Here is a 20,536-nt window from a genome sequence, read left to right as displayed (position 1 = left end):
AATGTAAAACTGTTATGGATTTAAACGCGCTACTGGTATAAATTTTACTTGCGTGCTGCGTTCCCAGAGGCTGCGCAAAATTCATCCCAGTAGCGCTATGACATTTTTAGAGTGTATCGACTATATCTCAGTCTATATCCTTGAGCTTAATACCGTGCTTAAAGACATAAAAAGGGGATCTACCTATCGGTAAATCCCTGGATACAAAGCCTAAAGGCAGCTCTAACTTTTTGCTTTTGCTTTAATCGTCGTAAAAATGCCCGATAACGCATAGAGAATGCCAATGGCTAAAATACCAACAGGAATGTCATAGAGAACGATGCTCATGATCAACACTCCAATGATAAGTACCACAAATGGGACTTTCTTTTTATCAAACTCTTTAAAGCTATAGTATTTGACATTGCTGACCATCAGCAGACCACAGATAACAACCCACACCGCAAACAAGAGTATAATAGCTGTATCATACTGTCCGACCCACTCATTATGATCGACCGCGACCATGACAGCGGACGTGACCAATATAGCCGCCAGTGGACTGGCCAAACCGACAAAGTATTTTTTATCAACTTCGCCTATCTGTACGTTAAACCTCGCTAGACGAAAAGCGGCGCAAGCGGTAAAAACAAAAGCACAGCCAATACCAATGCGGCCTAGCGGCTGCAACGCAAAACTATATACTAAAATCGCAGGCGCAACCCCAAAGGCCAGCATATCTGCTAGAGAGTCATACTGCTCGCCAAAGGGGCTTTGCGCATTGAGCATGCGTGCGACGCGGCCATCAGCACCATCTAAAATCGCTGACAAAAATATAGCCAGTGAGGCTTTGTAAAACGATCCTTGGGTACTGGCCAAAATCGAATAAAAGCCAGACAACAACGACAAGGTGGTAATCAAATTGGGGGCCAAATAGACACCGCGGCTGACCACCGGCTGACCCTCTGTAACTTCTGTCTCAATCACCTCAAACGTTAAGCCATCGTAATTATCATTATCCGCCATGCGAATATTGAACTCATGCTCGTCAACAAAAGGCGGCTGAGTTGCGGCATTATCATTTAAACTATGGTGAGATGGTTGCTCAGTCGTCATAACGGTATCCTTATTCGCCAACTAGCCAGCGGACATTGGTGGCACTATCAGGTGTCAGCTCTGGCGCATCAGCTACTTTTAGAGCAGGCTGCAAAAAGCGCAATATCTCACGGGCATGACTATCGAATTGCCATGGCGGATTGATGACGAGCAAACCTGTGCCATTGAGACCCACGGCGACATCATTTGGATAGATATTTAGCTCACAGACCAGCTGACGTCTCATCTCGGTACGCTTGAGTTTTTTGTAAAACAGCTCAACGGCTTCGATGTTTTTGATCGGGAACCACAGTGCATATGTGCCTTGTGGCCATTTATTATAGGCGGCGACGAGTAAGTTGATCAGACGCGTAAAGTCTTTATGCTCTTGCTCATAAGGAGGATCAAGAAAGATAAGACCGCGGCGCTCGGCTGGCGGAATCACAGCGGTGACGCCTTCAAACGCATCACGATGATGAATGCCAATGGGCAGTTTGTACAATTGGTAGTTGAGCGCGTCATACTCGCTGGCTTTGGCCTCAAACGCTTCGCCGCGTACGCCAGTGTCTGGGTTTTTTTCGATATGATGGGCGATCCACCATGGCGAACCTGGGTAGACTTTATTATCATAAGTGGCTTTGGCTTGCTTGATGCCTGCTAGATAGTCTTTGACAGCCGCTGGGGCTTGTGCCATTTTGGTGTCATCAAGCTTCAACAATGCTTTGATGCCGCCCTCGGCTTCACCAGTTTTGCGCGCTTCTTCACTGCTGAGTGAATAAAGACCGCGACCACCGTAAGCGTCGAGCGCATAAAAGGGTTTGTTTTTTTGGCTTAGCTGATTAAGCAATTGCACCAATAAAATGTGTTTTACCACATCAGCAAAGTTACCAGCGTGATAAGCGTGTTTATAGTTCATAATCTCAAAAGTTTAAAGTAAGAAAAATTGCATCTATGGTAGCATAGGCAGCGTAAAAGATAATGTGGTTTTGGTAAATGCTCTTAATAAAAGGGCTTTGAATGCCAGCTGATTAATAATAACGAGGTGAGATGACTAATATTATTAGCAACCTAAATGTGACAAAGCTGGTGGTCGATCATCCGATAGGACAGGATAACCCTCCGTTACTATCTCCAGACAGTCATAACGACGACCAAGACGCGCCTACCCAGCAGGTACTGCAACTGTCTGATTTTGCAGTCAGCTGGGAAGATAGGCTGACGGATAAGCAGCTTGATACATTTGTCACTGATGGCTGGCTCACTATTGATAATGTATTTAATAAGACCGCATTACTTGCGCTACAGGCTGAAAGTGGTTTTATTGACTATCGTGATGCGGCGCTAACCGCTGGCATTCGTATCAGTGATATTCGCGGTGATAGAATACGCTGGATCACCGCGAACTTCTTTGCAGGCTACTATTATCTGCAAAGTATCAACGCGCTAGCGACTTTGTTTAATCGTAGCTTATTCGCGGGTATTCGCCATAGCGAAGCACATTATGCGTGCTATCCGATTGGCTTCGGCTATCAATGGCACAGCGACAACCCTGCTGGGCGTGATGAACGGGTGATCTCGGCGGTGTTTTATCTCAATGATGATTGGGGAGCGACTGACGGCGGTGCGCTAGAAGTCGTTGATAAGCATGGCACGCACCATGAAGTAATGCCAGTTGCTAATAGACTCATTATCTTCGACAGTGATCTGCAACATCAAGTACAAATCGCTCATCGGCAACGCTACTCTATCGCAACATGGATGCGCCGAGATGGTTTGGTGCCGTTTATTGAAGATAGTATGTAAAAGGTATAAATCTATCATAAGCCGCTACGACTTGTACCATGGCTGAATGTTCAACATACCCTAGTCTTTAATCCAAAATCTTATCCTCTCACTTTATAATAAAAAGGTTTTTTCATGTCTGACACTCACAATCAAAACATGACTCATCAGCAGCAAACACTGGACTTAAGCATCGCTTTGCTTGAGCGCCCTTCCGTCACTCCAGATGATGATGGCTGCCAAGATATTTTGTCGTCTCGCCTAGCGCAAGCGGGCTTTGACTGCGAGTTTATGTATTATGGTAATAAAGAACAAAGCGGCGAGCGTGCGGAAGTCAAAAACCTCTGGGCACGCCGCGGTACAGCCGACCCTGTGATATGTTTTGCTGGCCATACCGACGTCGTACCGACGGGTGACGAAAAAAACTGGACTTACCCGCCCTTTACCCCAACCATAAAAGATGGCTATCTCTGGGCGCGCGGTGCGGCAGATATGAAAACGGGCATTGCAGCCTTTACCATTGCCGCCGAGCGTTTCGTCGCGAGTCACCCTGAGCACAATGGCTCGATTGCCTTTTTAATCACTTCAGATGAAGAAGGCCCCTCTATCAATGGCACGGTGAAAGTCATTGAAACCTTAGAGGCTCGTCAAGAAAAAATTACTTATTGTCTCGTTGGTGAGCCGTCAAGCACTGATACGCTAGGCGATGTCATCAAAAATGGCCGCCGCGGCTCGTTGGGTGCGGTGTTGACGGTCACTGGCAAGCAAGGTCATGTTGCCTATCCACATTTGGCCTGTAATCCTATTCATGCGGCGATGTCTGCGCTTGCTGAATTGACCTCTACCGCATGGGATAATGGCAATGACTATTTCCCAGCCACCTCATTGCAAATATCAAATATCAACGGTGGCACAGGCGCAACCAATGTCATCCCCGAAACCTTAGAGGTCGTCTTTAACTTCCGCTTCTCGACCGAAACCAGTGAAGAAGAACTCAAAGCAAAAACACATGCCATTTTCGATAAGCATTTTGCTGATAGCAAAGCCAGTTATGATATCCAATGGAAATTATCTGGTCAGCCATTCTTGACCCCTGAAGGCAAGCTGGTTTCAGCCTGTCAAAATGCGATCAAGTCAGTCACAGGTACAGACACGACGCTATCGACATCAGGCGGTACGTCCGATGGACGCTTTATCGCGCCGACTGGTGCGCAAGTGGTCGAGCTTGGCGTACGTAATGCGACGATTCATCAAGTAGATGAAAAGGTCGAAGTCGATGATTTGGGTAAACTTGCACAGATTTATGAAGGTATTTTGGAGAATTTATTATTAGAGTAACTGTGTAGATAAAACCGAAAAGTAAAAAAGCGCGAGTCTTAGATGACTGGCGCTTTTTTATGGGTGGCTTTGGCTCAAAACTCATTTAAGTTGTTAGCTATAGTGATTTCAGTATAAAAACGATACAGTGGGACTGGGATAAACTTTACGCAGCATCGAGCAGCGTAGGCACAGCACGCAAGGAAAATTTAGACCAGTGCCACCTTGATATATAATTTATCTGTTTTATTTAGGATTGACTATAGTTACGGCTTTATTTAATACCTATATAAAGGTCGACTTGGCCGTACTCTAAATTCCCATCGATATAGTGCTCAAAGTCTACATCAAAGTTGCGAGTGTGTTCACAGTTTGGATCATTAAAGTACTCCCATGCCTTTTCCCATGCATTCATGACGGTATTAGGCATATTGCCTGTTTCAGAGAAAACCAAATACTTGCCTGCAGGAATATTTACCGCGACCAAGTCACCTGCAGGATTAGGCGCGCTTGATGCCTCTGCTTCACCCGTCACCTCCCAACTGGCCACCACGTCAAAGGCCCCTACCAAGTCATCGCTTTCGTAGTTATGATAGATACCGTAAATATCTTCGCCTTCAGGCAACTGTCCTGCGTAATTCTGGTAAAACTTCTGCCACAATCTACCAAGCTTGGCAGTGTCGTGGCTAATCTCAGCGTGATTGGTGGTACGAATGCTAATACCCTTACACGCTATCGCTTCGGCTAACTCTTTAATTTGAGACGTCATGATGCTGCCTGCCCTGTTGCTCTCTTTTATTGTTATTGGATGTACTGTTAAAGAAGAAAATCGCCTTAATCGGCTTCATCGATCCAATTCATCTGAATGGCTTCTAAAATGCCTTCGTTTGAGCGCTGCGGATCATCATCAAAGCCTTCAAGCTCAGTCACCCAGCGGTGCAAATCCGTAAAACGAATGTACTGCGGGTCGACCTCTGGAAACTTCTCATAAAGCTCAATGGCGATATCGAGGCTGTCTGTCCATTTTAGTTTTTGCGGGGTCATGTTAGCTCCTTAGCTTATGTGAGTTAAAAATATTACGTTGAGTGGCGCGGTCGCCTGTCAGCTCTTTTGTCAGTTCTCTTATCGACGATTTAGCAGCCTACATCGTACCAAACTTCGCTAACTGATTATAGCCAAGTTCTTTATACAAACGGCTTTGATTAATCAGCCTATTTGGCAGACTTTACAGATTTAATCGCTACTTGATGCGCATTCCATGAGTCGATGACGTCATTGGTCTGCTCGCCGAGCATATCCAATACCGCCGGCGCACACTTACCTTTTTTATCGGTCAAGACAAACTTCGTCATACCAATACCCATCAGTTGATGTTTGACAAAAAACCGCGTTTCAAAATACACGTATTTTGTATCCCAACCGACAAGCACGCTATTTACTGTCATTTTATTTAGAAATTTAATCTCTTTAAGATAGACCATCTCTTGCATGGCGATAATCCAGCCAAGATTTTTTATTCCCTTTTGATGACAGCAAGTCATCAGCCAGTTGGTGATGTTTAATTCTATAAAGGACAAATAACGATAATTGGGCAGATGATCGCGAAACCCCATATCGTGCGGCAAGACACGGTATTGACGTACTATCGGTGCAGCCAACATCTCGGCGCTCAGACGCTGTTTTACTGACTGTTTATCAAGCTGCTGCTTAAGCAAACTAACCATAATAAAAAAGCGCAGTAACATGTTCATAAATGACTCTCTTAATTTTGATTTTGTATAAAGTCTAACTGAATAGAAAGATGGCTTACCTTAACGCAAAAAAGCCACCTAAGTGACTTTTTTATTTAAGAAAACATACTCAAAACTTGTGCTGAAAAGCTGATTTTAGCGATTAATGACCGCCGCCATTAATACTACGTACCATCTCTTCGACCATCTTTTTGGCATCGCCAAAGATCATCATGGTTTTGTCCATATAGAAGAGGCTGTTATCAAGACCTGCATAGCCGGTGCTCATCGAACGCTTGATGACCATCACCGTTTGCGCTTTGTTGGCTTCTAAAATGGGCATACCAAAGATAGGAGATGTCGGATCGTCTTTTGCTGACGGGTTGACGACGTCGTTGGCACCGATGACCAAGACCACATCGGTACTGGCAAAGTCGGAATTAATCTCATCCATCTCTAGAATATCGTCATAAGGCACGTCGGCTTCTGCTAATAGTACGTTCATGTGCCCTGGCATACGACCAGCAACAGGATGAATAGCAAAGCGAACGTTGACACCTTCGTCTTTTAATAGCTCGTACAATTCTTTTACCGCGTTTTGCGCGCGGCCTTGTGCCATACCGTAACCTGGTACGATGACCACATTGCTGGCATTGGACATAAGGAACCCTGCGTCTTCTGCTGAGCCTGATTTGTATGTTTTTGGTGCGCCATCATCACCGCCTGCAGCGGCCGCTGACGTGCCCATACCACCAAACAAAACGTTTAGTAGAGAGCGGTTCATGGCTTTACACATGATATAAGACAAAATCGCACCTGAGGAACCGACGAGCGAACCTGCGATAATAAGCATTGAGTTGCCCAGCGTAAAGCCAATACCTGCTGCCGCCCAACCTGAAAATGAGTTCAGTAGCGACACGACCACTGGCATATCACCGCCGCCGATAGGCGCAATCCACATCCAGCCAAAGATCACTGCAATCACTGTCATCGCATAAAACGCAGGCAAGGAATCCGTGACAAAATACACCCCGCCAAACCCAATCATCGCTATAAACAGCAAGGCTTGGACAGGTTTTACCCAGCCGCCAGAGATTGTTTTTGCCCAGCTTTTTGCTGCCAGTTTACCAAAAGCAAAGACAGAGGCAGAAAAAGTAATCGCACCGATAAAGCAACCAATAAATAGCTCAACACGGGCAACCGCGCCATGTTCTTGCTCAGTGTGTAATACCGTCGCAAGGGCAATCGCAACCGCTGCCAAACCGACGAATGAATGCATCAACGCTACGGTTTCTGGCATCTGCGTCATCGCGACGGTTTTTGCTTTCCACATGCCGACGATGGCACCTAAGATCATCGCACCGATGATTAACCACAGCACAGGGCCTTCTGCTAAGAAAAAGGTAGTGATAACAGCAATTGCCATCGCTGCCATACCAAAGCGGTTGCCACGAATCGCTGTCTTTGGACTCGACAATCCGCGTAACGTTAAAACAAAGAGGATAGCGCCGACTAAATAAAACCAATCTGCATTGGTGGCAATAAATTGGGTTAAATCGCTCATGCATCACCTCCATTTTCAGATGTTGCTACTGGCGCTTTTTTTGCTTTGGGCTTAAACATCGCGAGCATACGTTCAGTCACCGCAAAACCACCAAAGATATTGATACTGGCCAAAAATACCGCAAAAGCACCAAGCAAACTGGTCGGGGTAAACATCGAGCCGTCGATATGGATAGTCTGTAGCATCGCACCGACGATCACGATACTTGATAAGGCGTTGGTCACCGCCATCAATGGCGTATGTAGCGCTGGGGTCACGCCCCAGACGACGTAATATCCAACAAAGATAGCGAGTACAAATACGGTAAAAATCGCGACAAATGGTGTGCTACTCATGGCTGCACCGGCAGGCGCTGCCGCTAAAATGGTGGCAATCATCTTATCCTCCTAAAAATTTATTCGTGTCTGGCAAATGTATGGCAACCAGCAAGGGCTAGCGTTTGGCCAAGCGCACTTGGTTGTCGTGGGTCACTGCCAGTGCACCCTGAATCTCATCTTCCATATCTAAGTTCAGTGCCAGTTTGTTTGCTGACGCGTCATCTGTAGCAGCTGGTGCAATTAAGGTGGTGATAAAGTTGACAAGGTTATTGGCATACAAGTCTGAAGACTGCGCCGCAAGCATTGATGGAATATTGGCCGCGCCAACGATACGTACGCCATTGTCTGTGGTGACAGTCTCATTTGGCGCACTGCCCTCGACGTTACCGCCCGTTCCAGCTGCCATATCGATCAGCACCGAGCCGGCTTTCATTTTGGCAAGGGTTGCCTGATGGACTAAGCGCGGAGCTTGACGACCAGGGATTTGTGCTGTGGTAATGACAATATCGGCATTGCTTAATGCTTTGTCGACGACTGCAGCTTGGTCTTTGATATATTGCTCTGATGGCGTCCACGCATAGCCGCCCGTCGCTTTGGCTTTTTGTGCTTCGTCGTCACTCATTGGCACATCCAGCCATTTACCGCCCAGCGATTCCACCTGCTCTTTTGCGGCAGGGCGCAGATCACTGGCTTCTACCACCGCGCCCAAACGCTTGGCTGTCGCGATGGCTTGTAACCCTGCAACACCGACGCCCAAGATCACCACTTTGGCGGGTTTTACTGTCCCTGCCGAGGTCATAAACATCGGAAATGGACGCGAGTATTCATTGGCCGCCAGCAGCACTGCTTTGTAGCCTGCAAGGTTGGCTTGTGACGACAGCACATCCATGTTTTGGGCGCGTGACAGTGTGCGAGGCAATAGCTCCATCGCAAAGGCCGTAACGCCTTTAGCAGCATACGTGTCTAGCTGCGTATTGCGGTAAGGGTCTAGCATACCGACGACGATTTGGCCTGCACTCAAATGCTCTGCTACTTCGGCGGGCAAGTCGTGAATGGTGGTAATAATTTGAGACTGGGCAATCACCTCGGCGCTGCTGCTGGCAATGTCGGCTCCTGCCGCCTGATACAGCGCATCAGCATAGTAGGCTGCCTGCCCTGCACCTGACTGGATGACGACCTCAAACCCAAGCTTACGCAGTTTTTTGACCGCGTCTGGGGTTAGCGCGACACGGCTCTCGCTTGCGATATCTGCACTGATTACACCGATTTTCATACCGTCTCCTTACTTACGTCTAATGACTTTATTTACGTCTCAATGACTACCTTTAATACCCTCAACGCACATTTAAAAAGCACAGGGGACAAAAAAACCTTTGGTCGTTGTTGGTTCAAGATTTTGACCAAAGGCTATCAATTTAATAAATGACGACTACATCGCCATCATGTCTTTTTATTATAGAGACATCATCCGGCAACTTTCATTGCCTAATGGTGACCAACAAGTAAAATTAAAAGTTAGGCATTTACACCATCTGGATAACTTTTATTGTTATATTAACAACTTTTATTTTTCTACGAAAGCTAACCCCTTGCCGAATATAGCCTACTGGTCATCTTAACGCCCTTTCAAATGTTTGCTTTTTTGTCAGTTAAGCAGCAAACCTCCTCAATCATGACGTCAAATCACGTTAAAATTGCATATAAGGTATAATCAGAGTACTTGACACCGCGATAGACAGATCATTGATTTCACAGAATAAGGATTAGCCATGTATTTTTTACTCTCTCCTGCCAAGTCTTTAAATGAAACAGACGATATCCCTGTCAACCTAGGCAACTACTATAGCCAGCCTGAGCTGATTGACCACGCACAGGCACTAATGAAAATACTAAAGACAAAAGAGCCGGTTGATTTGCAAGCGCTGATGAGTATCTCGGATGATCTGGCGCAGCTCAATGCGGCGCGCAACCAGCAGTGGCAATGGGATAACGACAAACCTTTTACCACCAAAAATGCCAAACCTGCCGCTTATCTATTTGATGGTGATGTTTATACAGGTCTGGATATGTATGGTATGGACAAGGACACTGCCATCTACATCAACGAGCACTTAGGTATTTTGTCGGGGCTGTATGGCGTATTGAAACCACTAGATTTGATTCAGCCGTATCGCTTAGAGATGGGTACTAAGCTGAAAAATGAGCGCGGTGACAACCTATATGAGTTTTGGGGCGAGGAAGTGACTGATGTTATCAATGCACGCATGGCTGATAGCGAAGACAAGGTATTGATTAATTTAGCGTCTAATGAGTATTTTAAGTCGGTAAAAAAGAAGGCATTAAATGCTAAGGTTATCACGCCCAGATTTGAGGATGAGAAAAATGGCAACTATAAAGTGATTAGCTTTTATGCCAAAAAAGCCCGTGGATTGATGGTGAAATATGCTGCTGACCATAAACTGACCAAAGCTGAGCAGTTAAAGCAGTTTGATTTGGCGGGATATTACTATGTCGATGAGCTGTCTGACGACAAAACGTGGACATTTCGTCGTGATGAGGCAGATGCGTAATCTTTTAGCCAAAACATACTTATCTTGCATAAAAAAACCCCCGATAAGCTCAGCCTATCGGGGGTTTTATTTGGACTAGATTTTACAGGTACGTGATATTATTCATACTTTCAGCGAAAAGCGATTTATCAAGGAAGACGAGCGAAAATAGTACCTATTGTACATTGAGCGCGTCTGACAAAGAGAAATCGCTTTGTAGCAGAAGTAGAGTTACATCATGCCGCCCATTCCACCCATACCGCCCATTCCACCAGCAGCGCCGCCCATAGCAGCCATTGGGTCATCACCTTCTGGCAGATCAGTAATCATCGCTTCAGTCGTGAGCATGAGGCCTGCAACAGAGGCGGCGTTTTCTAATGCTGAGCGTGATACTTTGGCAGGGTCAAGGATACCCATCTCTAGCATATCGCCATACTCGCCACTCGCAGCGTTATAGCCATAGTTACCGCTACCGCCTTTCACCTCATTGACGACCACTGACGCTTCTTCGCCTGCGTTGGTGACGATTTGACGAAGTGGTGCTTCCATCGCGCGGCGTAGGATGTTGATACCTGCGTTTTGGTCGTCGTTGTCGCCAGTTAAGTCAGACAAGGCACTCATCGCACGGACTAATGCAACACCGCCACCAGGGACGACACCTTCTTCAACCGCAGCGCGAGTGGCATGTAGCGCATCGTCAACGCGGTCTTTTTTCTCTTTCATTTCTGTTTCAGTCGCTGCGCCGACTTTGATAACGGCTACGCCGCCTGACAGTTTGGCCACACGCTCTTGTAGCTTTTCTTTATCATAGTCAGAGGTAGACTCTGCGATTTGACGGTTGATAGATTCAACACGATTATCGATGTCGGCTTTGTTGCCAGCACCATCGACGATGACGGTGTTTTCTTTACCAACAGTGACTTTTTTCGCGGTACCCAATTGCTCTATAGTCGCAGTCTCAAGGCTCAGACCAATCTCTTCAGAGATGACCGTACCACCAGTGAGCGTTGCGATATCTTCTAGCATGGCTTTACGACGATCACCGAAACCTGGTGCTTTGACGGCACAAGTTTTTAGGCCGCCACGCATGTTGTTGACCACTAGCGTAGCCAATGCTTCGTTTTCTACGTCTTCAGCAATGATTAGCAATGGCTTGCTTTGCTGCATCACTTGCTCAAGTAGTGGCACGATTTCACGGATGTTGCTGATTTTTTTGTCAACCAATAGGATATATGGGTTTTCAAATTCAGCAGTTAAGCTATCTTGCTTGTTGGCAAAGTATGGGCTGATATAACCACGGTCAAACTGCATACCTTCGACCACTTCCAGGGTATCTTCAAAGCTTGAGCCTTCTTCAACCGTGATAACGCCTTGCTTACCGACTTTTTCCATCGCTTGCGAGATCAGCTCACCGATTTTGGTGTCTGAGTTGGCAGAGATAGAACCTACTTGGGCGATTGCTTTGTGATCATCAGCTGGGGTAGATAGATTATGAATCTCTTTAACCGCTTCGCGTACTGCTTTGTCGATACCGCGCTTGAGATCCATTGGGTTCATGCCAGCAGCGACAGACTTCATGCCTTCTTGCAAGATCGACTGAGCCAATACGGTTGCCGTCGTGGTACCGTCACCAGCGACATCGTTGGTGCGGCTCGCGACTTCACGAACCAATTGTGCGCCCATGTTTTCAAATTTGTTTTCAAGCTCAATCTCTTTGGCAACCGACACACCGTCTTTGGTGATGGTTGGTGCGCCAAAAGACTTGTCGATCACCACGTTGCGACCTTTAGGGCCTAGCGTGACTTTTACGGCGTTTGCCAAAACATTGACACCGTCCATCATTTGCGTGCGAGCATCAATACCGAATTTTACATCTTTTGCCATGTTAATTTACTCCATTATTATAAGTATAAAAATACATTTAAATGAGTCGAAAGTGTATTGACCAGCTTGACGTTTTAAATGAGCGTCATTAAATACAGGTCATTACAGACGCCTATGGTCAAAGATATGCTGAGTACTCAATCATACTCAAAAGGACTAGCCTTCTAGCACACCCAATACATCAGACTCTTTCATAATAAGTAGTTCTTCGCCGTCAACTTTCACGGTTTGACCAGCATATTGACCGAACAATACTTTGTCACCAGCTTTTACATCTAACGCGCGAATGTCGCCATTGTCACGAATCTGACCATTGCCTGTTGCCAACACTTCACCTTGTGATGGTTTTTCTTGTGCCGAACCAGGTAGCAAGATACCACCAGCAGTCTTTTGCTCTTCTTCTACGCGGCGAACGACGATACGGTCATGTAAAGGACGAATGTTCATCGATATGACTCCAAAAGTTGGTTATAACGTTAAAGGGTTTATTTGAATTAATGGTCTCAAAACCAGTATCTATAAGAAATGTGACCAAAAAGTGACATCTCATAGATAAGCTTTGAGCTTGTATCAAAAAGTGGGGGCAGGGGGAGTTTGCTTCAAGTGTAAAAACCAAAAATTTACAAGAATTTTTTATCCTGTTCGTATATTAGGGCGTGTCCTCATTTTAAAAATGGCGACAAAAATGAGATAAATCGCCGTCAAACAAGGAAGATAGCGCAAGTAATATCGAGATATTAGTCAGCTATTTGACACCGTTTGGCCAGATTTAGCCATTTTTAGCCCATTTAGATGGCTATCGATTGAATTGAGGACACGCCCTAGCTATCAGGCAGCCTTATTGGGCAACTTTGTAGGCAGCGCTGTGCTTTACTGGTTTTACAGCAAGTTACGTACAGATAGGGCGACCGCGTGGCTAGCAACATTGACTACAAGAGGCAAACGTCACTTGGGAGTACCTGCCTTGAAAGTGTAATAGAGTATGACCATCATAGTCTCTGAGATCATAATAATAGCAATAAGTTACCACTGCTCAATCAATGTTAAACAGACAGTGATAAACAGAATGTATTAAGGACTATCCATGAGCTTTAGATCTAAATCTAACATTAACAACCCCGCCCGCAGCAAGTCGACAGTATTGTCCGCCTTCACCACAGGCGTGAGCATTGCTGCTATTGGAGCCTTGAGTATGACCGCACCCACCCTCGCTAGCGCCAAAACCGTCCAGCCCTCTAGTGCCAATTATAGCTTTACGGTAGAAGATAAATACAAAGGCACCGCCACCCGTACGCTAGGCAAATCGGGCAATACTTGGAAGTATAATGTCAAAGCACGGGTGGCAGGTGTTGCCAATGCGTCGCAAAGCAGTACCTTTACCATCAAAGGCAACAACGTCATTCCGACGCAGGCCAGCACCACTTATAAACTGCTGGGTCTTGGCCGTACGCACAAGCTAAGCTTTAACCCAAGCAGCAAAAAAGTCACCAGTACCTATAAAGGCAAAACCATGACCATGGATATGGCGCAGCAAGCCTTTGATGACTTAAGTCTTGAAGTGCAAATTCGTCAAGATTTACTAAACGGTAAGTTCTCTGGTAACTACTACATGGCCAAAAAAGACAAGGTAGAAAAAACACCATTTAAAAAATCGGGCAATACCAAAATCACGGTGCCAGCCGGTACCTTTGATACTGTCCGTATTGACCGTATTCATGACGACAATGACCGCTCAACCAGTTTTTGGTTAGCACCGAGCTTGGATTATTTGCCCATAAAAGTCAGTCAGATTAACGATGGTAAAAAGATGGATCTAGAGCTGACTAAGGTCAATTAATTTTCAGCTTATCGCTCACTTGACGCTGAGCGAGCCTTATAAAAAAAGCGGTACTCTACATGAGAGTGCCGCTTTTTGTTATCCAATCTTTTTGTGACCTAATATCTTTTATGCCAACAGCAGAGGTAAAAAACCAATCTAGCGAGCGCGCGGCTTCTTGACGACATTATTCATCGACGGCAAGCGTTTTAGTAAAATAAACAGCCAAACATTGATGGCAAACAACAATACAAAATCAAACAGATATACCGCTATTTCCGCCCAGCTGCTGCCATACGCGCGAGTAAACAGCACCACGCCACTTGCGCCCAAATATACTAGAGTAAACATACTACCGACCAATAACGCATAAGGCGAGCGCCCGCGCACGATCCATGGCGTCAGTATAAAAGCTGGCAAAAGCCATAGTGCTTGCCATGCGATACCGCCCACAATATCAGGGCGACTGGCATTAAACACATTGATCAAGATGGGCAACCCAAGCAGTCTATACACCAACCAAATCAGCCACGTCATCATCAAGCGCTGACGCATGGGCGTAATAGGTTTTTGCGGGGTGGCCGCGCGCCCAGACTCTACAGTTGGCGCGTTGCTATGGGTGTCGCTATCAGAGCGGTTGGTAGCCATTATAGATACAGGTTTCCTCATTCACAGCAGCGACAGTTGGGGGCTACTGACAGTATAGTAAAAGACAAAGGTAGTAGAAGACAAAAGCCGTTTATCGTTGCCAATTGGCCTGCGCCAATGCGCGAGCACTAATCGCCAAACGCCGACCTTGAGCGATACCGAGCTCGCGCTCATCATCAGAGACTGGCTGGTCATGTAATGCACCGCTCACATGACTGGCACCATAAGGCGTCCCGCCGCGATGCGTCCGATTTAATGCAGGTTCAGCATACGGTACCCCAACGATTATCATACCGTGATGCATCAATGGCAACATCATCGTGAGCAATGTGGACTCTTGGCCACCATGCATCGAACCTGTCGCCGTAAATACCGAGGCAGGCTTGTTTTGTAGGTTTCCCGCCAGCCAGAGCGTGACCGTATTGTCCCAAAAGTATTTCATGGGCGCGGCCATATTGCCAAAGTGGGTGGGGCTACCGAGTGCAAGGCCGCTACAGTCTTTGAGATCGTCCATGGTGCAATACAGATCGCCCTCATCAGGAATCGCAGGTTTGCTGGCCGTGGTCTCAGGCGCGACGGTCGGCACTGTACGGATGCGCGCTGTCATCCCAGCCTCTTCGATCCCTTGAGCGATGGCGTAGGCTAATGTCTTTGTCGTGCCATAATTTGAATAATAAAGCACCAAAACGTAAGGGTTGGCCTGACTCATTAACCGTCCTTCCTCATAAAATCATTGATAGTATTATCTATATATCATTATTTATCGATCAATAACGATATCGCCTGCGATAGGCGATGCGATGATGTGCTCATTATGCCCCAGTCATTCACCGACATGCAAACCAGCTGACGACTATTTTACGACCACTTACTCCAGCCACGCCTACGTAATGCCTTATCAAAGAGCCGCTGTGCATTTTGACACAATTAAACGGCAGATGATAACGACGCATCTTTGTTACACTATTGTCTCTCTACTTCCTGCTAAATGGTCACTATGGAAAACTTAAGCAAAAGACTCCCATTTTTACATCAGCGCTGGTTCCAGTTTTTACGGTTTTTGACGCGGCACTTTTTTGAAGACAACTGCCAGCAAAAAGCCGCCTCCCTTACGTATACCACCATGCTGTCGATCGTGCCTGTATTGACCGTTTTGCTCATGATATTGTCCTCTGTACCGGCACTGGCATCCGTCAGAGCGCAGATATACGAGGTCATTTATAGCAACTTGTTGCCGCAATCGAGCATGCAAGTCAGTGAGTATATCAATGACTTCGCCGAAAAATCATCGAACCTTACCATCATCGGCGCCATGGTGCTATTCTTTACCACCATCATGACCTTGACCACCATTGAGCGTGCCTTTAATCAAATCTGGCGGGTGGAGAGCCGCTCAGGTGGTATAAAGAGTCTGCTGCGCTATTGGACGATTGTGACCTTGGGGCCTATGGTGCTGGGTACGGCGTTTATCGCTTCAAGCACGGTACAAAGCTTGAGTTTTTTAAATCGCCAAATAGCAGGCTACGGTATTGATTGGGGGTTTTGGGTACAAGTGGTGTCGGTTGGTATCACCATGGCCGGCTTTATAGGGATGTATTGGTTTATTCCCAAAGCCCGTGTGCCCGCAAAAAATGCAGCCATCGCTGGGGTCTTTGTGACGATTATCTTTGAGCTGATGAAGCATCTGTTTGGCACAGTGATGGCAAACTTTACCAGCTATGAGGCCATTTACGGAGCTTTTGCCGCCTTGCCTATCTTTTTGTTATGGATATACCTGTCTTGGAATTTGATTTTGTTAGGCGTTGAGATCAGCTATACCTTGACGATTTTTGAGACCGAAGAAGTCTACCCGCGCCATCCACTGCTCAGCTTGCTCGATATGTTAAACCTTGTGTACACCCATCATCTAAAAGGCGAAGCGGTCAGTGAGCAAGCCCTGCGCAATGTGTTGGGCCGCAAAGAGCTACCCAAATGGTACACCTATATCAACTACCTCCAAGACAGCAACCTCATCACCATGACCGAAGATGAGGACTATGTACTCAAAAAAGACTTGAGCAAGATGACATTGTGGGATTTTTATCGCACTCTACCCTACCCTTTGCCGATCAAAGACGAGCTCGATGAGATGAGAGTGGAAGACCAAAAACTTTGGCTCAGCTTACTGGTAGATCGTTTTGAGCACACAGAAGCGTATGCTAAGCAGCAGCTAGACTTGCCGTTGAATGTTATCTTTACTAACGCTGAACCGCGCAAAAACCCTGATGATAAAGGCACGAATAAAAACACCCAACACCCTTTATTTAAAAAACCTGAATTTAGAAAAACATCGCGAGCCGCTCCTAAAAGCTTAGCTCGACAGTCAATTGATACAACAGCGACCCCGCACTTTGATCCAGCCGCTTATGACAAGGACAGTAAGGTTGAATGTGATGCACATGATAATGAAATCATCATTCCTATAGACCCAAAAACGCCGCCGTCTCCACAAACCAGCAGATGGGGACACAAAAGCACAATCATCACCGAAGCGGACAACCCTAAACACGGCTCTAATAATAAAAATTAGTTTGCTAAAATAGATAAAATAAGCTCCTATGATAGGGGCTTATTTTTACTAAATTTTTCATCGTTATTATTTATATGATAAGGTAATAAATAGTCAAAAGATTACTCCAGCGTTACGCTTAAATTTATCACCATTTTATTTTGAACCAGCTATAGGGCGTAGACGCGGCAAGCAAGGACAATGAATCCTTGTAGGACGATACCTGTTTTAAAATAGATTCACTATATACGATCTCGTCAGTCATTAGTCATTTTTGGAGCGCGAACATTGGACAAACACCCTGAAAATGGCTTTCTTAAGCGACTACTCTTATTTGCAGTGCAGAGAATGAAGGCGTTTTCGCAGCTTTGGTCGTTACAGACATTGGCTGACCTGCCCGATCGTTTAAGAAACTTGTGGCAGGAGTTGATCGGCTCTTATTGGTTTATTCCAACTGCTTGCGTCATCGCCGGCATCTTACTGGCGCCGGTATTGGTGACGATAGATCAGCACTTTGACCGCGAGACCGTTCGAGAGATTACCTTTGCTTTTACGGGTGATGACGATGCGGCGCGCGCCATCATGACCTCGATTGCTGGCGCTGTATTGGGCGTTGCTGGTACGACGTTCTCAATTACTATCGCCGTCCTTTCGATGGCCTCCTCCCAGTTTGGCCCACGGCTATTACGCAACTTTTTGACAGACACACCAAACCAGTTTGTCTTAGGGGCGTTTATTGGTACCTTTAGCTATAGTTTGTTGGTACTCAAGTCGATTCATAAGTATGATGTGGCCTTTGGCGTACCGCAACTGGCGGTGACCTTTGGGATTATCATGGCGATCATCTGTGCGCTGTTATTGGTCTATTTTGTCCAGCATATGGTCCACGCTATTCAGGCCTCGCACGTCATTCAAAACGCCAGCAACGATGCCATTAATAATATTCACTACTGGTATGGCGATTATTGTGATATTCAGCATCAGCGCGATGTCGAGCAGCACGATGTCGAGCAGTTTCACCAGTGGCAGGCAACGCCGATTTATCCGCCGCAATCCGGCTACCTGCAGCACATTTATTTGGAGTCTTTAATCACCCTGACTCAAGAGTATGGCGGCGTGGTGCATCTACAGAGTAACCTCGGTGATTATGTCACTGACAACAACGTCATTGGGCATTTTTATCAACGTCCGACAGACCATCCCAATAATCGGCAAAAAACCGCAACGCCGCAGCTGGCCGTGGTGCCACGTGCCCCTGATGGTATGTTTTGGCAGCGCTTTGCCGGTTGTATTCGTATCGAGCAGCGACTGGCACACTCCAATGATATCGCCTATAGTCTGGGGCAGATGACCGAGATTGCGGTGCGCGCCCTCTCACCTGGTATCAATGACCCAAAAACAGCCATCAACTGCGTACAATCGCTCACCAGTTGCCTGAGCATTATGATGCGTCGTCAGCCGCCTAGCCCCTATCATTTTTATGTACCTGCCGAGCACCGTGACAAACCGCCGTATACCACCATACCAAAACAAGTGGTGGCGCAGCAGCGCGTGGCTATCTTGGCCGTGGTGACTTATACGCCCAAAATACCAGAATTCATCAACACCTCACTTGGAGAGATTCGGCGCTATGCCGCAGCTGATGCCATGGTCCTAAAGGCGCTGTGTCAAGCGATGGTCAATCTCAACTATGCCTGTATCAATCAAGCACAGCAGCAGACCTTGCTGCATGAGCTACAGCTAATTGAGCGCGCAGGAGAAGAAAACCTAAGCTACCAAGAGCTTATCGACGACCTAAGCGCGATGTGTCAGCAAGCCAAAGCCTTTATTATTGATAAAAACTCGCAGCACCAACACTTTCACTATGTCAGTGACTTTGCCGCCAGCATTCGCCAAAGTCTGCAGGCGCACACTAAATAATTTGTACTGATTACTTTTACTACTTATCACTCATAAGAGACCTGTTTTATGGCATCTGCAACCAGCCTGACCATACTTGAAATCAGCGCTATCTTTTTATCGATTACTGCCCTGCTAACCTATGTCAATCATCGCTTTATCGGTCTGCCCACGACCATTGGAGTCATGGTGATCTCGATTGTCCTATCTATCGGTGCGATTTTTTTGGGATTTTTGGGGTTCGACCAGCTCATTGATTATGAAGTGAGCTTACTAGAGCAGCTAGATTTTACCGAGGTGCTATTGGACGGTATGCTCTCGATGCTTTTATTTGCAGGGGCGCTGCATATCAATATCAGTGACTTAAAACGCTATCGACTGCCCATTGGTATTCTCGCCTGCGTAGGTACCCTAGTCTCAGCCTTGCTAATCGCCACTGCGCTCTATCTTATGTTGCCATTCTTTGGATTTGGCTTGCCGTTTCTTTGGTGTTTGTTGTTTGGCGCTTTAATCTCGCCGACCGACCCTATCGCGGTGATGGGCATCTTATCATCCGCTGGCGCCCCAAAAAGCTTAGAGACCGTCATCGCAGGCGAGTCGTTGTTTAATGATGGTATCGGCGTCGTTATTTTTGTCCTGCTACTTGGTATTTTATCCAGCGGCGATATCCCAACAGCCAACTATGTGGCCCATACCTTGGCCGTTGAGGCAGGCGGCGGCATTGTGTTTGGTCTGGTGCTTGGGGCGATTTTGTACTATATGCTAAAGAGCATTGATAGTTATCAAGAAGAGGTGCTATTGACGCTGGCGGGGGTGATCGGCGGCTATGCGCTGGCCAGCCATTGGCATCTCTCAGGGCCACTGGCCATGGTCATGATGGGACTGATGGTCGGTAATCGCGGACGAGCACTGGCGATGAGTGATAAAACACGACACTATATCGATCTATTTTGGGAGCTGATCGATGAAATTCTCAATGCGATTTTATTTGTCTTAATTGGACTTGAGGTGGTGATGATTGCATATTCTGGCAATTTATTTATCGCTGCAGGTTTGACGATTGTTATTGCCTTACTTGCCCGTTTTATCGTTGTCGGTATGACCACAAAGACCCTTCAGCGGCAGCTTGACTTGCCAACTGGAGCGTGGAAAGTACTGACATGGGGCGGACTGCGCGGCGGCATCTCGGTGGCACTGGTGCTGCAGCTACCAACGGGCGCAGAGCGTGACATTTTACTGGCGCTCACGTATGCGGTGGTCATCTTCTCTATCTTGGTACAAGGCTTGAGCGTTGGTAAGGTCGCAAAAAGCATTGCGCCTGATAAGCAGGCCACCACGCTATAATTCGCTTAAAAGTCTTTTGTCCCTCTATTATCATCATAAAAAAAGACCAGCATAAGCATTTATT

At 46.5% G+C, this 20,536-nt stretch carries 19 protein-coding genes; 7 read left to right on the top strand and 12 right to left on the bottom strand.

Annotated elements, in window-relative coordinates:
- Positions 1 to 222: 222 nt before the first annotated feature.
- Positions 223 to 1,005, bottom strand: coding sequence for a CDP-diacylglycerol--serine O-phosphatidyltransferase (gene pssA, locus JMX98_RS04370; RefSeq protein WP_192994954.1), 783 nt, complete (start codon positions 1,003 to 1,005; stop codon positions 223 to 225).
- Between the two features lie 100 nt (positions 1,006 to 1,105).
- Positions 1,106 to 1,990, bottom strand: a complete 885-nt coding sequence (locus JMX98_RS04365) for a 23S rRNA (adenine(2030)-N(6))-methyltransferase RlmJ (RefSeq protein WP_075102326.1) — start codon at positions 1,988 to 1,990, stop codon at positions 1,106 to 1,108.
- A gap of 131 nt (positions 1,991 to 2,121) precedes the next feature.
- Here JMX98_RS04365 and JMX98_RS04360 point away from each other — a divergent pair, with 131 nt between their 5' ends.
- Entirely contained in the window at positions 2,122 to 2,877 is a 756-nt protein-coding gene (locus tag JMX98_RS04360; RefSeq protein WP_201584904.1) for a 2OG-Fe(II) oxygenase, read from the top strand.
- 114 nt (positions 2,878 to 2,991) lie between these two features.
- Entirely contained in the window at positions 2,992 to 4,194 is a 1,203-nt protein-coding gene (gene dapE / locus JMX98_RS04355; RefSeq protein ID WP_413786511.1) for a succinyl-diaminopimelate desuccinylase, read from the top strand.
- Positions 4,195 to 4,447: 253 nt separating this feature from the next.
- Here dapE and JMX98_RS04350 read toward each other — a convergent pair whose 3' ends face one another.
- From JMX98_RS04350 to JMX98_RS04325, 6 genes are all read right to left on the bottom strand, one after another.
- Complete coding sequence (locus JMX98_RS04350) at positions 4,448 to 4,942, bottom strand: GyrI-like domain-containing protein (RefSeq protein WP_201584902.1); 495 nt, start codon at positions 4,940 to 4,942, stop codon at positions 4,448 to 4,450.
- A gap of 65 nt (positions 4,943 to 5,007) precedes the next feature.
- A complete protein-coding gene (gene iscX / locus JMX98_RS04345) occupies positions 5,008 to 5,217 on the bottom strand; it encodes a Fe-S cluster assembly protein IscX (RefSeq protein ID WP_071003236.1) in 210 nt (69 codons plus the stop codon).
- A gap of 167 nt (positions 5,218 to 5,384) precedes the next feature.
- Complete coding sequence (locus JMX98_RS04340; RefSeq protein WP_201584900.1) at positions 5,385 to 5,924, bottom strand: acyl-CoA thioesterase; 540 nt, start codon at positions 5,922 to 5,924, stop codon at positions 5,385 to 5,387.
- Between the two features lie 142 nt (positions 5,925 to 6,066).
- Positions 6,067 to 7,467 (bottom strand): NAD(P)(+) transhydrogenase (Re/Si-specific) subunit beta, encoded by a 1,401-nt coding sequence (locus JMX98_RS04335; RefSeq protein WP_201584898.1) that lies wholly within the window; start codon positions 7,465 to 7,467, stop codon positions 6,067 to 6,069.
- On the bottom strand, positions 7,464 to 7,802 hold the full coding sequence (locus JMX98_RS04330; protein ID WP_201584915.1) for a proton-translocating transhydrogenase family protein: 339 nt from the start codon (positions 7,800 to 7,802) through the stop codon (positions 7,464 to 7,466). The genes JMX98_RS04335 and JMX98_RS04330 overlap by 4 nt, the downstream gene beginning before the upstream one ends.
- Before the next feature lie 97 nt (positions 7,803 to 7,899).
- Positions 7,900 to 9,057, bottom strand: coding sequence for an NAD(P) transhydrogenase subunit alpha (locus tag JMX98_RS04325; protein WP_201584897.1), 1,158 nt, complete (start codon positions 9,055 to 9,057; stop codon positions 7,900 to 7,902).
- Between the two features lie 496 nt (positions 9,058 to 9,553).
- Here JMX98_RS04325 and yaaA point away from each other — a divergent pair, with 496 nt between their 5' ends.
- On the top strand, positions 9,554 to 10,354 hold the full coding sequence (gene yaaA / locus JMX98_RS04320) for a peroxide stress protein YaaA (RefSeq protein WP_201584896.1): 801 nt from the start codon (positions 9,554 to 9,556) through the stop codon (positions 10,352 to 10,354).
- A gap of 210 nt (positions 10,355 to 10,564) precedes the next feature.
- On the opposite strand, the gene groL is transcribed toward yaaA, so the two are convergent.
- Both groL and JMX98_RS04310 read right to left on the bottom strand, forming a co-directional pair.
- Positions 10,565 to 12,217 (bottom strand): chaperonin GroEL, encoded by a 1,653-nt coding sequence (gene groL / locus JMX98_RS04315; protein WP_201584895.1) that lies wholly within the window; start codon positions 12,215 to 12,217, stop codon positions 10,565 to 10,567.
- Between the two features lie 156 nt (positions 12,218 to 12,373).
- Positions 12,374 to 12,664, bottom strand: coding sequence for a co-chaperone GroES (locus JMX98_RS04310; RefSeq protein WP_075102316.1), 291 nt, complete (start codon positions 12,662 to 12,664; stop codon positions 12,374 to 12,376).
- 637 nt (positions 12,665 to 13,301) lie between these two features.
- Between JMX98_RS04310 and JMX98_RS04305 the strand changes: the two genes are divergently transcribed.
- The gene (locus JMX98_RS04305) at positions 13,302 to 14,054 is read left to right on the top strand and encodes a DUF3108 domain-containing protein (RefSeq protein ID WP_201584894.1); all 753 of its coding nucleotides are present in this window, start codon (positions 13,302 to 13,304) and stop codon (positions 14,052 to 14,054) included.
- A gap of 138 nt (positions 14,055 to 14,192) precedes the next feature.
- Here the strand turns inward: JMX98_RS04305 and JMX98_RS04300 are convergent, their stop codons facing one another.
- Entirely contained in the window at positions 14,193 to 14,681 is a 489-nt protein-coding gene (locus JMX98_RS04300; protein ID WP_105244933.1) for a hypothetical protein, read from the bottom strand.
- Positions 14,682 to 14,772: 91 nt separating this feature from the next.
- Positions 14,773 to 15,390: an NAD(P)H:quinone oxidoreductase gene (gene wrbA, locus JMX98_RS04295; RefSeq protein WP_105244932.1), complete on the bottom strand. Its 618-nt coding sequence runs from the start codon at positions 15,388 to 15,390 to the stop codon at positions 14,773 to 14,775.
- Positions 15,391 to 15,678: 288 nt separating this feature from the next.
- Between wrbA and JMX98_RS04290 the strand changes: the two genes are divergently transcribed.
- The 3 genes from JMX98_RS04290 to JMX98_RS04280 all read left to right on the top strand — a co-directional run bounded on the left by JMX98_RS04290 (position 15,679) and on the right by JMX98_RS04280 (position 20,472).
- A complete protein-coding gene (locus tag JMX98_RS04290; RefSeq protein WP_201584893.1) occupies positions 15,679 to 17,250 on the top strand; it encodes a YihY/virulence factor BrkB family protein in 1,572 nt (523 codons plus the stop codon).
- A gap of 267 nt (positions 17,251 to 17,517) precedes the next feature.
- Complete coding sequence (locus JMX98_RS04285; RefSeq protein WP_227680025.1) at positions 17,518 to 19,149, top strand: DUF2254 domain-containing protein; 1,632 nt, start codon at positions 17,518 to 17,520, stop codon at positions 19,147 to 19,149.
- A 48-nt stretch (positions 19,150 to 19,197) separates the two neighbouring features.
- Positions 19,198 to 20,472 carry a cation:proton antiporter gene (locus JMX98_RS04280; protein ID WP_201584891.1) on the top strand — a complete coding sequence of 425 codons (1,275 nt, stop codon included), beginning with the start codon at positions 19,198 to 19,200 and terminating at the stop codon, positions 20,470 to 20,472.
- Positions 20,473 to 20,536: the final 64 nt, after the last annotated feature.

The organism is Psychrobacter sp. HII-4 (assembly GCF_904846595.1).
Taxonomy (GTDB): Bacteria; Pseudomonadota; Gammaproteobacteria; order Pseudomonadales; family Moraxellaceae; genus Psychrobacter; species Psychrobacter celer.
The sequence above is the reverse complement of the archived record's forward strand: the minus strand, read 5'-3'. Positions and strand labels throughout refer to the sequence as shown.

What these genes read in the sequence shown, in the direction of transcription:
- JMX98_RS04350 (WP_201584902.1), bottom strand. Translation starts at nt 4,942, where the DNA reads ATGACGTCTCAAATTAAAGAGTTAGCCGAAGCGATAGCGTGTAAGGGT.
- groL (WP_201584895.1), bottom strand. Translation starts at nt 12,217, where the DNA reads ATGGCAAAAGATGTAAAATTCGGTATTGATGCTCGCACGCAAATGATG.
- JMX98_RS04340 (WP_201584900.1), bottom strand. Translation starts at nt 5,924, where the DNA reads ATGAACATGTTACTGCGCTTTTTTATTATGGTTAGTTTGCTTAAGCAG.
- JMX98_RS04280 (WP_201584891.1), top strand. Translation starts at nt 19,198, where the DNA reads ATGGCATCTGCAACCAGCCTGACCATACTTGAAATCAGCGCTATCTTT.
- JMX98_RS04325 (WP_201584897.1), bottom strand. Translation starts at nt 9,057, where the DNA reads ATGAAAATCGGTGTAATCAGTGCAGATATCGCAAGCGAGAGCCGTGTC.
- yaaA (WP_201584896.1), top strand. Translation starts at nt 9,554, where the DNA reads ATGTATTTTTTACTCTCTCCTGCCAAGTCTTTAAATGAAACAGACGAT.
- JMX98_RS04365 (WP_075102326.1), bottom strand. Translation starts at nt 1,990, where the DNA reads ATGAACTATAAACACGCTTATCACGCTGGTAACTTTGCTGATGTGGTA.
- dapE (WP_413786511.1), top strand. Translation starts at nt 2,992, where the DNA reads ATGTCTGACACTCACAATCAAAACATGACTCATCAGCAGCAAACACTG.
- JMX98_RS04305 (WP_201584894.1), top strand. Translation starts at nt 13,302, where the DNA reads ATGAGCTTTAGATCTAAATCTAACATTAACAACCCCGCCCGCAGCAAG.
- JMX98_RS04310 (WP_075102316.1), bottom strand. Translation starts at nt 12,664, where the DNA reads ATGAACATTCGTCCTTTACATGACCGTATCGTCGTTCGCCGCGTAGAA.
- iscX (WP_071003236.1), bottom strand. Translation starts at nt 5,217, where the DNA reads ATGACCCCGCAAAAACTAAAATGGACAGACAGCCTCGATATCGCCATT.
- JMX98_RS04290 (WP_201584893.1), top strand. Translation starts at nt 15,679, where the DNA reads ATGGAAAACTTAAGCAAAAGACTCCCATTTTTACATCAGCGCTGGTTC.
- wrbA (WP_105244932.1), bottom strand. Translation starts at nt 15,390, where the DNA reads ATGAGTCAGGCCAACCCTTACGTTTTGGTGCTTTATTATTCAAATTAT.
- pssA (WP_192994954.1), bottom strand. Translation starts at nt 1,005, where the DNA reads ATGGCGGATAATGATAATTACGATGGCTTAACGTTTGAGGTGATTGAG.
- JMX98_RS04330 (WP_201584915.1), bottom strand. Translation starts at nt 7,802, where the DNA reads ATGAGTAGCACACCATTTGTCGCGATTTTTACCGTATTTGTACTCGCT.
- JMX98_RS04360 (WP_201584904.1), top strand. Translation starts at nt 2,122, where the DNA reads ATGACTAATATTATTAGCAACCTAAATGTGACAAAGCTGGTGGTCGAT.
- JMX98_RS04335 (WP_201584898.1), bottom strand. Translation starts at nt 7,467, where the DNA reads ATGAGCGATTTAACCCAATTTATTGCCACCAATGCAGATTGGTTTTAT.
- JMX98_RS04300 (WP_105244933.1), bottom strand. Translation starts at nt 14,681, where the DNA reads ATGGCTACCAACCGCTCTGATAGCGACACCCATAGCAACGCGCCAACT.